Consider the following 11,216-nt stretch of genomic DNA (forward strand, 5'->3'; position numbering starts at 1 on the left):
GGTGAATATGCACGAGATGAGGACGGCGACGGTTTTCATGAGATTCATGTGAATACAATGGAGGGGTTCTGGTCGCTGTTGCGTTCCTGGTTGCGTCCTCATCGGGGTATATCACAAGAGAAGTTACCGCTGTATTTGGGTTTCTTCGAGTGCCTGCACAATATCAAGAAGCGCGGGAAAGCAGCTCTAACCGGTCTTCTGGGAGTGTTGTTTGGATAACTCCCCGGAATCCATTAAGAGCCTTAACTTTTTAATGCTTTCTCTTCTGTCTCCTGTTTTCATTAACAGGAGAGCTTCCCAGTAGCTGCTGAAAGAAGCGAAATATTTTTTATCTTCAGATGTTCTCAGTTTCTTTTGCCACTTGTTAATCCGGCCATTTAATTCCTGAACTTTGAGTGGCTCAACTGGCCCAAAAGCCTCTTCAACATAAAGCCAGGGAGCCAGACGAATCAATTTATCATCATGGCTTTTCAAAAGTTGTTTTTCGAGTAGTTCTCGTGCAGCTGTCAACTCAATGTATCTACCACCACGCACCAGCCTGACCAGATCAAGAATCGCTTTGTCTCTGTCATCATCTGGTTCGGGCAGAGCCCCTTCTTCCTCACGAGACAACTGATGGATCATTCGCAGAGCTTCACAGTCCATAAAAGGGGAAGTTGTTGGCGTTTCCGAAAACAGCACTTCCCTGATCAATTTCTGTTTGGCTACTGACGAACCATGATCAGCTGCATGTCTATAGCAATACAGTTCCTTTTTCTTACACGGCTGAATCCATTCACTTCCTTTTGCGGCCGCCTCAGCCAAAGCCAGATGCCATAGAATACGTTCTTCCCTGTTTTTTTCAGACAGTATCTTTTCCAGATTTTCAATATCCGAGTCACCATTCAGCTGACACATCAAAAGCATGGATCCCAGGTATTTGATGAGTGCGATGTTCTCCGGATATTCCTTTAAGACTTTTTTCAGCATCTCCCGGCTTTCAACCAGTCCATCCTTGAATTGCTTACGTTTGACCTTAAGGGTCAATAAAATCAAGTCTTTCCTGAGGTCTTCAGATTCAACAGCAATCATTTTTGGAAATTTAGACAGAAGATCCCGGGGACTGACAGTGAGCCCCTCCTGCATCGTTGGCTCTTCTGAAACAACCACCTCAACCTTTCTTTTAACAGGCTCAACTTCATCAGAAGGGGAAGGTTTGGGAATAGAAGGATCGACCTCAACACCGGCAACAGGAGGCACCACCTGACCTGCAGGCAATGGATGCTGAATAGGGGGAGTTGCTGATTTTTCGCCAGTTCCTTCAAGCACTCTAAAACTCCTTTTAGTAGAGGCAGGGTCGATGCTGTTAAGACTGGCGCTTATTCAAAAAGTTCCTGATGGTACTTACCCCATCAAGATCATGCTTCTCCCAGCAAGAAAAGTTTCATACGCCAGCCTTTCCGTATCCAGCAGAAGACCGTCCATGTCAAAAATACAGGCTTCAAAAGAAACTATTCGATCTGTGTTCATTTATTCGTCCCTGACTTTTTAATAGAAAAGTTATTACTCACCCAGATATAAAGTGGGTATAGGAGTCTCTACGGCCTCCCCATCACTCTCTTCAACCCTGTAGGCAGACGCCCCTTTTCTTGAAGAAACTACTTGATAAAGCTCACCGTCGACATAATGCAGAGCTGCACTGTCGTCTGCCGCCAGCCCTGGTGAAATGTCTCCGTCTCTTACCATACGGTGATAAGCCGGACGCCGCTCTGACTCGCCATCAAAATGAGGACAATGGCTGCCCGACAGAAAACCCAGGCAGGGATAAGGTGCCAATGCCTGCCCAAAAGAATCCGTCACACCTTCTTCAAACCAGCAAATGGAACCCGCACTGAGACCGCAGAGCAGCACACCCTTTTCCAGTGCTTTTCTCAGGATGCGGTCAACACCGTGCACCGCCCATATGGCCAACATATTGGCTGTATTACCGCCGCTGACATAAATAATGTCCTGAGAAAGCAGAAAAGCTTCCAGATCCCGCTGATCCCTGCGGAAAAGCTCAAGATGGGTGGGCTGACAATGGGTCTGGGTAAACCTGCGATAAAAACGATTAATGTACTCTGCACTGTCTCCAGAGGCAGTGGCCAGAAAACAGATACGGGGATTCTCACCCGCACTGTTCAGGATATAGTCGTCTAGCAAAGGGGACGACTCCATGGAAAATCCACCACCGCCCATGGCTATAACCTGCTGCCTAAGCATTATTTTTCCCCTCTTCCCTTTGGATATTTCTGGCCCTGATTATTTTTTTAAACAGGGATTTAAACTATACAGAATGTCTAAGGAGCCTGTCGGACTTATGCTTTCGAGCATAAGTCCGACAGGCTCCTGAGGTAATGTTGATCTGCTCTAAAGCCTCCAACCATCTGGCGACCATAATTTGCCCTTTCTTCTTTCGCTAAAAGAATACTTTTGTCACCCCCACTAACCATCCTGTTATCACTGCTAACCAATTCACTCTTTATTGCGAGCTTTTCTTCCTCAGGATGGTCTGATTCTTCATTGAATGACCGTCTCTACATTGTTTAAAAGGAATTTTTCGAATGATTCGTGGCTACTCTGAAGACCCAGGAACTTCAACTTCAGCAGGCAGTAATGAGGGTGCATCCACTGACCCAAAAGATCTGGATGAGGTTTCCGCCCAATTCTCCATGATGGAAGTCTCCGAAGCGGAGGAAACTGAAGTACGCTCCAAAAGGGATTACGATCGCTCTGGCAAACCCATTAAAAAGCTGACTCAAATGTCGGTAAGGGCAGAGAAAGAGAGACTGTGTCGCCTGATTGATCAATTTAATGAAGAACCTGATGAGACATCGGAGGAAAATCTTCTCGCCTGCATGCACCAGCTTTACGGCAAAGGATTAGCTCATTGTCACTTCAGTGAAGCGCCACTGCATTCGGTCGCTGAAGCAACCAGCATCCATGATCATGATCTGGCTCTCCTGTCGGCTATTCGGGAACAGAAAAGCACCAGCCATAAAAAAAGATCTCTGGCCATTGCCCGCATGACCTGCTGGCTGGTGAAAGACAATGCCAGACTCAATGTACTGGAGCATTTCGGTCAGTATCTCTGTGGTGAAGACCTGGCTTATATTGCTCGTCACTCACGCCCTGTCATTGCCAGCCAGATTCTGGAAAGTCATCTCCCCCTGATGAGTGCTGAAGCAATTAGTTCAGTTGCCAAAGCTCACCCCGAACTGGTGGCTCAGTGTGTTATGAATGGCAAGTGCCTGACTCAGGAGAGTGAATGGCCTGAGATGTTCAAGCTTTGCCAGAAATGCCCAAAGCTGGCTGAAGCCGTATTTAACAATAGCCTGCCATTAACTTATCTGGGCTATCGGCATCGTGCCGCATTAGCCATGAATTCAATGGAAAGGGCTGAAATACTTCAAGCAGAGTTAGTCACTGAAATTTTCAATCACATGGGAGCGCCCTGCCTTTATGATGAACAAGCCGCATGGCGACTGTTGATGAGTCATCAATCCCTTGCCCTTCAATGGCTCTCCGATATGAAGGATTTAATGACCGAAGCCTTTCAGCCTATCATGATGGCGGAAATCCTGTCCCGCTATCCGAATTTAAGGAAAAATGAGGGAATAGACCTGAGAAAGATTCTCTCTGACCAGGATGCTGCCTCTCTCCTGCTGACCCGAAGCCTGATTTCGTTTATGGATATCGCTCAGGAATACATCCGAACAAAAATGACAACTGAGCAAAAGCTGGAGCTACTGAATCATTACCCGAATCTGGGCATGGTGATTCTACCCATGGGTCAACAGCTGAACCTCTCTGGATTCAGCAACCTGATGGACTGTTATACCAGCACAGCGGGCAATGTTCTGTGCAGTTTCTTTCTGAGAAGTCTGGGTCCTGATGCAAAAAAGGAATTAATGACGGAACTGGCCAACCCTGCTGCTCTGGCAATGTTGCGAAGCCAAAGGAAACAGGGTCAGTTCTATCAACGCAGTATGCCTTACCCGGAAGCCTTTCAGTTACTGCTAAAACCAGAGCTGATGGACAGACTGGAAGAAGAGAAAAGCCTGCAACTCCAGGCGGCTTACCCCAGCCTGGTAGCACTCAGAATGTCACTGGCTATAGAGACTCCCGCACTGGCCGTTCCTCATAAAGTTGTGATTGAAGCCAGCTTCAGAAGTCGGACTCTGGCTATGGAAGTCATGCAGCATCCGAACTTTTCCGATATCGAAAAAATGGAAGCTGCCGGTCATTTCCAGCACACGCTTATGGCCCTGTTTGAAAACCCCGGCTCTTTCCTTCAGTCACCGGAACAGCTCACGACTGACATCGATTTCCTGGGTCGTCTGCTATTGGCTCCCCACCAGAAACGAGCGGCAGTTCTCGCCCTGGAAAAAGGCTTTTTGAATACAGCAAACAGCCTTCTGCTGTACAAATTGTGTCATCAGCACCCCCTATTCGCTGATGCGCTTCTGAACCAGCCAGCATTGCTATCAACGATCCCGCTGGAAATGCTACGTGATCTCTGCCAAAAGAATCCGACATTTTACTTCCGCATGAAAAACGAGCCGAATCTGGCTGAAATATGGAGCAACATCATCGCTTCCTGTGAAGACCAGCCGGAAATGCTGGAGAGTCTGAATCACCCAGGCTTCCCACTTGCTGTTCCTGATCCTGATCAACAGACAGGCCTGCTTGATGTCGTTCAAATGGAACACTTCCTCAAGGATACGGAATGGTTAGTTCAAGATCCGTGGCTTGCTAAAAAAGCCAAACCGGAGTTTTTCCGATTGTCGCAGAACTTAATGACAACCCTTCACTCGGACCGAATGAAAGCCGGTGGTGTCTGCAGCGGACTTTGCCTCGACTACGCGTCCTGGCAGGCTCTGCATCCTGAAGAACACCCGACCAACTATCTACAAAAAGTTGAGAAATACTGCCTCTCGAATTTCAGCTGGATGCATCATAAGAGCCTGCCCGAGCGTCTGGATTTTTTGCAAAGGCAACACGATCAATTTATCACGGCAGGAGAAGAGATTAGCTACAACCATGAGGGCGCGACTTTTGTAAACACAGAGCATTTGCAGGCACTGCTAAGAGAGCACAAGATGGTTTATCTTTCCCAGGAACAGCATAGCTGCCTCGTTCAACTCTGGGATGTTCCCAATACCGGTGGCGCCCAGCAACTGGTTGTTTATGATCCCAACGAAGGCATCTATTGCTTCATTGGTTGCACAATAGATCAGCCCTGGAAACACGAGACTCACAGTCAGCTCGATGAAGCACTGAAAAATGCACTTCTGAAATACGGCAGTGAAGTCAGTATTAAAGCTCACATCATGGACACAGCCGCTGTTGCTACTCAGCATACTACCCCGGTCCGGTATCGGGGTGTTGATGAGAGCCAGACGTCAGTGGAAAAGATGGAATGAAATCAGTTATGGATGACTGTTTTTCCTATTGTGCAACGGATTTGCTCAGAATCATGGATGACAGCGTTTCACCCTCAACGGTTTCATCCATCACCTTAACGATCCGGTCAAAGCCTTGCTTGACCCAAAACTTAAGGGCGACCTGATTGCGGGTATAGACCTCAAGCCAGATTTCCTGAATCTGAGCATTTGCACGAACCTGCTGCTCAATAGATTCATAGGTGTGCCTACCCAGCTGTTTACCCTGAAAATCCGGAGAGATTGAGAACAGGGTCCTGTTTGCTGACGGATTTATTCTGCTCAAACAGGGTTTTCATCAAAGGTATTTCTTGCTCAGAAAAAGTACTGATTTTGATGTTTTTACTGCTCCACTGAGTATCCATACGTCTTATCACACTGTCTCTGTCGTATCGTAAAGCTGCTGCCACTCTTCTCTAAGCACACCGAGTTTTATGGAGTCATAGTAGACCCCCTGATAGTAGCGAACAGAACGAAGCCGTCCTTCAATCTGAAAGCCTACACTCTGCGCACAAGCCACCATCCTTGGGTTGCCGGACCATGTTGTCATTCCTATTCGGGCAAGTTCCAACGTTTGAAAAAGATGAGTTACCCAGGCAATCAACGCTTTTTGTCCAAGACCTTTGCCCCATTGTTGACTGTCATAAAGGGCGATTCCCACCTCCAGCCATCGGGTATTTTCATCGACCCAGTAGCAGGAAACGGAGCCAACAGGCCGACCCTGATACTCAATAATTTTCTTTTTGTCACCCGTCAGAAACTCCAGGAACAAACCCTCTCTGAATGAATCTCTGGTAGGAGTCTGGTAGACAATGTAAGGTGCATTGAATTGAGTCCAACGCTCATCCCTGGTGATCAGGTCAAACAGTTGCTCCTTCTCACCCACCAGGGCATTTCGCAAGACAACGTCTTTGTATTTAATTTCTATCATTCTACTGCTGCTTTCGGGCGATCACCGAGTAGGTATGCCAGTGCTTCTCGGGCCCTCTGGCAGTTGGGCCAATACAATTACGTTCAGTGAATTCAAGCAGTTCAAACCCGGCAAACAAGGCTTTGATCTCCTGTTCCGTCAATGGGTTCAGTACCTTACCTTTATCTTTAAGCCACTCATCGTCATAGCCCATAAAGTCACCACAAAACACGCCACCCGCTTGGATAGCCTGCCTTATTTTCAACCATGAGGCCTGAAAGGAATCCGGTTTTGCAAAGAAAAGACTGGCATTGGCTATGACCAGACCCGTATCAGGGTAGTCAAAGCTATCAAAGTCAGAGCAGGAGACTGATACCTTCAAGTCTTTTACAAACCGTTTCTGGCAAAAAACGACAGATTCCTGATTGATGTCAAAGGCATGTACCCAATAGCCCTGTTTTACCAGAAAGGCCGTATCAGAACCTGTGCCACAACCACAGTCGATGGCCCTGGACAGTCCTGATTGATTATATGTCACGGCCTTCTCTGTTTTTGCTTTATGGGGGTATGCAGCGACTCTTTGATAATACTCGCTCCATATCTGATCATGATTATCCATTTTTTATTATTCCGGAATACGCTCACACTCTCTTTTCAATTAATCAGGAAACAGGTGTAGAGTTGAGAGATTAATGAGATAGACTACCAGGAACTTTCCTACTGCCCAGCAGCCATATTGGCAGCGCCCACTTCACCAAAGAAGTAAAGGAAAACGCTTCTGTTTTCTCCATTATGGACATTACCTCCTGGTGGGCAGAAGTTGAATTCACCTTCCCTGCTTCTGTGTTGCTTTCTTTAACTTCACCAACGTCGGGCTCAGTCGTTATTAAAGGAATATTTTTTGCAACTGAGGCAGTAATGGCATCATCATCCAGAGGCTGGACACTGATATAGCGAATGTAGCGGTCTTGTCTGGTTATCCCGGACCTCAGGGGGTCTGTAGAAAGGCTGCGATACTCCCAACCCACAGGTATTATATGACCATCCTTGCTCCATATTTTTAACTCTATAAAGCCCGGCATAAATCTGAATTGATGCAATATCACCGGAACAGGCTTTTCCTGCTTTTTCCAGCCTCCCATTTTATCGGCCTGATAAAGCCTTAACAGATCTGGCCTCTCTGTCACCCAGGCTTGAGCCATCAGGCCTTCAGTGGTTTTTGCCAGCTGCCAGTCCATTGGAAAAAAGACCTGACCTTTCAGAAGCTGTTCATCCTCATGTGATCTGTCGTCTGACTGCTCCAGATCCTTGTAACGGTAGGCATAATGAGCCAGAGGCGTCATGACCTTTGCCGGGCGAGGAGACTGGATCGAGGAATCAGACACTGTCTGAGTCATGGGAAAGATGTTTTCCGGTTTTGATGTATCATGGTGTATCACTTCCTGGGTAAGATAATGACTCCACCCGGGCGCATAACCGATAGGAATATTTAAACTCCGACTCTGTTGCGCCGTCCACTCCAGCCCCCGGAGATGATTGTACTTTTTCAGGATCACACGACTGGTCACTTCCAACCGTCTCACCAGTTTCCAATCCAGCGCGCTTGCTTCATTATTAAGGACCTTGCGAAACACGGGCAGGAGCTCATCAAAGCTTTCCTCAAGACTGATATGATCCGCCAGACAATTCCCTTCCGCTATGTAGATATCAAGCACCAGATCCACAGGATTACGGTCAAAAACAGAGCCACTGATCAAATCCGGTTCAAGACTGATAGCAGGATAGGATCGAACACAACGACGAAACCAGGACTCTATTGAATAGCTGTTTTTCAAACTGACTTCAGAACGGTAAAGGTTGTAACCCTGGGCTGCATCCAGGGCTTCATCGACAAATAACTGGGCATTACCTATCTCTTTCTCACCGCCTACCTCAATGACATAAGTGTTCTCAGAGGAAATAGCCTGCTGAAGAAACGAAAACAGCAAGGTAAGCAATAGACACAGAAGTCCCTTTTCAGAACGAAAGAAGCATCCAGAGGTTATCATTATTACTGCCACTCATAGATCCGAATCTACAAGGTAGCAGCAACTGTCAGTTTTTAAACGTTGATTTCACTGCCTGCTTTCAGCCAGTGGTTTGATCATCAAATGAGAATCGTAGTCATAGCCCAATTTTTTATACAAACCCTGGGCTCTCTCATTAAAACTGCTGACATTCAGACCCATTTCAGTAGCCCCCTGCTCTGCAAAGTATTGCTCTATCTTGGCCATCAAATCAGTAGCGGCCTGACCTCCTCTAAGCTCGGGCAGCACAACGAGTTCATTCACAAAGCCCACCGTTTTAGGCCAGGAGGTAATGGAATTCATCTTTTTGATCAGGCCCGAGACCATGCCCACTTCTTTCCCATCGACAACCGCAAGAAACACCACAAATTTTCCGGATCGATAGTGATCAAAAATATTCCTCTCCACCCTTTCGCTGTGCATAGCTTCAGGCGTTCGGTAAACCTCAGGATTGTTCTCATAATGAAAACGGTCCAGCTCATACATCAGTGCCGGCAAGCTATTAATATCCTTATCTGTTGCTCGTCGTATAATTAAGTCACTCATTTACTTCACCTGTCCAGCATACCCTGGTAATTCAGAAAATATTTATTACTTTGGTCGTTTATGATTTGTCTCGAAATATCGTCCCGATTTACGGACGGATGCCGCTCACTCTGAGTTTGTCAAAGGGTGGTGGTATTGGGCTGATTACACCTCAATAATATTCATGTCCTCAAAAAGCAGCTCCCCGTGATAAAGAACATGAGGAACCAGATGAAATGTCAAAGGACGCTCACCTTTCTCTCTAGATACCCGGTAATAATCTTCCACTTCATCTCTGAGAACCTCCAGTCCCTTGAGCTGATTCAGATCGAAGGGGAGATAGTCTTCAGGCAGGGATTCAAGGGAGTTGGCCGCTGACTCTGGATAAAGATAAATAACACTGTTCTGCTTCGAGAAGCCCAACGTCTTGGGGCAAATTTCAAACCATTTTGAATTATTTCCTGGTGTAAATCCTGCCTGTTTCAATGCAGCATTGACCGCTGAAGGGTGAACCGGCGTCATATGAATCACATCGTTCCACAGGCAGTTCAGGTGGGGAACCCGCTTTTTCTTCACTTCCAGACGATGGAGGTACTTCCAGTTGTTTTCTTCATACAACTCATCATCCCTGTGCTCAAGCTTGTTCAGTGGCAGCAGACGATCAAATTTTAAAGTTTTAGGCACACGGTGATACAGCTTCATCATTTGAAACCTTATTATTTTCAGAACAGGGGATGGAGGGATTGCTAACTATCGTTAATGATTCAAATAAGCCACATTACGATTCTTGAAAAAGTCGTCTTCCACCAGCTTACTGATCTTCCCTGACTTTATATTGAAATTGACATAACCAATGGACTCCAATGACATACCAATCCACCAGGCAATGACAAAAGTAGCTGCAAAGGCATGGGTAGAAATAACCGTGGTATCTCCCAGTGAGATGGAATCCATGTATCCATAGATTCGGCTGGCAAATTCGCGAGTGGTTTCAGAGCCCTCAATAATTCGGTGATCCAGCCTGTTGAGGCCATCCTCAGGTACAATCCTTTCATCCAGCCAGGCTTGGGGTTTGCCTTCGGCCACACCAAAGCTTTTTTCCCTTAAGTCTGATGTGATATTCAACTGCCCACCCGTAATGCCAGCAATCACTTCTGCTGTTTGAGCAGCCCTTTTCAAATCAGACGTATGAATATCACCAACAGCCCCCTCTGCCAAAAGCTTGCTGCCAATAGCTCGGGCATCTTCCAGACCTTTCTCAGTGAGCACAGAGTCATACCAGCCACCCACGACACCTTCCAGATGATGGGTCGCTTCAGTGTGGGATATTACATAGAGGGTTTTCATACTTTTCTTATTTTAAATTCAATGAATTAGATGTTCTGGCCAATTCTCCATAACACACCTGAAGGATCAGACAGAACGAAGTCACGCATTTGCCAGGGCTTGGTTTCAATTTCAGAGAGCTTCACACCGTATTTTTCAACAAGTTCAGCCTCATTTACTTGCCTATACCAGGACTCCACATCTTCCACCAGCAAGTGCATCATAAGATTGTCAGCCAGCTTTTGTTCGTAGAAATCCTGAAGCAGAAAACTACACTGTTCGAAGTAAAAATAAGCGACACTGCCTCCTTCTGAAGCCTGAGTGAAGCCCAAATCTGCATAGAAGCTTTTTGAGGTTTCAAAATCTTTGGAAGGGATAAAGGCCTTGATCTCGACGGTTTTCAGATTATTCATTATGACTCCTTGTCTGTTTTTCAGGGAATATCCTACTCCACAACTAGGGAACCTGCGAATAACCTCTAATTTACCTCCCTTCTTGAATCGAGTTCGAAGTAGGACTGAAATCAGAGGTCTCAACCCCTTATTTGTATGATATTTAGCCACTTTCGTGACTTCAGGGCGGACTAACCCTGTGCCCGGATCATTTGATCCAGTCGAACAATATTCGCCAGGGCAAATAAAGTAGACAGTTTATTGTCATTCTTCTTCAAACCTCGATACCTGGCTTTTATAAATCCAAATTGACACTTAATGATTCTGAAGGGGTGTTCGACTGCTGCTCTCAGACTGGCCTTGGTAAATTCCAGCTTGATGGGCACCTTATTTTTTCGGGGATGCTTCTTCAGCTCTTTCAAGATGCTGGGCTTTTCAGCTATGAACCACTCAGCTTCACAGGACTCCAACTCTTTCCGATTCTCGGCCCCGCCATAGCCGGCATCTGCAAAGATAAATTGCTCATCCCCGTGCA

The 11,216-nt window shown here is 46.5% G+C and carries 12 protein-coding genes and 1 pseudogene; 2 read left to right on the plus strand and 11 right to left on the minus strand.

The genetic code is table 11. The features are described from left to right. Nucleotides 1–219, plus strand: a pseudogene (locus WG89_RS31275) (IS1595 family transposase); the annotation flags it as partial. Here the strand turns inward: WG89_RS31275 and WG89_RS20065 are convergent. Beyond that, the gene (locus WG89_RS20065; protein ID WP_062269162.1) at nt 187–1,308 is read right to left on the minus strand and encodes a hypothetical protein; all 1,122 of its coding nucleotides are present in this window, start codon (nt 1,306–1,308) and stop codon (nt 187–189) included. The pseudogene WG89_RS31275 and the gene WG89_RS20065 sit on opposite strands and share 33 nt — an antisense overlap. A gap of 234 nt (nt 1,309–1,542) precedes the next feature. After that, on the minus strand, nt 1,543–2,241 hold the full coding sequence (locus WG89_RS20070; RefSeq protein ID WP_062269164.1) for a Type 1 glutamine amidotransferase-like domain-containing protein: 699 nt from the start codon (nt 2,239–2,241) through the stop codon (nt 1,543–1,545). 341 nt (nt 2,242–2,582) lie between these two features. Between WG89_RS20070 and WG89_RS20075 the strand changes: the two genes are divergently transcribed. Then, nucleotides 2,583–5,444, plus strand: a complete 2,862-nt coding sequence (locus WG89_RS20075; protein ID WP_062269165.1) for a hypothetical protein — start codon at nt 2,583–2,585, stop codon at nt 5,442–5,444. Between the two features lie 25 nt (nt 5,445–5,469). Here the strand turns inward: WG89_RS20075 and WG89_RS20080 are convergent, their stop codons facing one another. The 9 genes from WG89_RS20080 to WG89_RS20120 all read right to left on the minus strand — a co-directional run. Further along, nucleotides 5,470–5,748 carry a GNAT family N-acetyltransferase gene (locus WG89_RS20080; protein ID WP_062269166.1) on the minus strand — a complete coding sequence of 93 codons (279 nt, stop codon included), beginning with the start codon at nt 5,746–5,748 and terminating at the stop codon, nt 5,470–5,472. Between the two features lie 87 nt (nt 5,749–5,835). Continuing rightward, nucleotides 5,836–6,393, minus strand: coding sequence for a GNAT family N-acetyltransferase (locus WG89_RS20085; protein ID WP_062269167.1), 558 nt, complete (start codon nt 6,391–6,393; stop codon nt 5,836–5,838). 1 nt (nt 6,394) lies between these two features. Next, nucleotides 6,395–6,991, minus strand: coding sequence for a class I SAM-dependent methyltransferase (locus tag WG89_RS20090; RefSeq protein ID WP_062269169.1), 597 nt, complete (start codon nt 6,989–6,991; stop codon nt 6,395–6,397). A 70-nt stretch (nt 6,992–7,061) separates the two neighbouring features. Then, nucleotides 7,062–8,420 carry a hypothetical protein gene (locus WG89_RS20095; RefSeq protein WP_153301711.1) on the minus strand — a complete coding sequence of 453 codons (1,359 nt, stop codon included), beginning with the start codon at nt 8,418–8,420 and terminating at the stop codon, nt 7,062–7,064. A gap of 66 nt (nt 8,421–8,486) precedes the next feature. Continuing rightward, complete coding sequence (locus tag WG89_RS20100; protein ID WP_079253948.1) at nt 8,487–8,984, minus strand: GNAT family N-acetyltransferase; 498 nt, start codon at nt 8,982–8,984, stop codon at nt 8,487–8,489. A gap of 144 nt (nt 8,985–9,128) precedes the next feature. Continuing rightward, nucleotides 9,129–9,668 carry a hypothetical protein gene (locus WG89_RS20105; RefSeq protein WP_062269173.1) on the minus strand — a complete coding sequence of 180 codons (540 nt, stop codon included), beginning with the start codon at nt 9,666–9,668 and terminating at the stop codon, nt 9,129–9,131. A gap of 51 nt (nt 9,669–9,719) precedes the next feature. Next, nucleotides 9,720–10,310 (minus strand): histidine phosphatase family protein, encoded by a 591-nt coding sequence (locus WG89_RS20110; RefSeq protein WP_062269174.1) that lies wholly within the window; start codon nt 10,308–10,310, stop codon nt 9,720–9,722. A gap of 26 nt (nt 10,311–10,336) precedes the next feature. Continuing rightward, nucleotides 10,337–10,702 (minus strand): VOC family protein, encoded by a 366-nt coding sequence (locus WG89_RS20115; RefSeq protein ID WP_062269175.1) that lies wholly within the window; start codon nt 10,700–10,702, stop codon nt 10,337–10,339. A gap of 170 nt (nt 10,703–10,872) precedes the next feature. Beyond that, the coding region (locus WG89_RS20120) for a transposase (RefSeq protein ID WP_153301713.1) at nt 10,873–11,216 on the minus strand (344 nt) is incomplete at its 5' end.

The organism is Endozoicomonas arenosclerae (genome assembly GCF_001562015.1).
Classification (GTDB): domain Bacteria; phylum Pseudomonadota; class Gammaproteobacteria; order Pseudomonadales; family Endozoicomonadaceae; genus Endozoicomonas_A; species Endozoicomonas_A arenosclerae.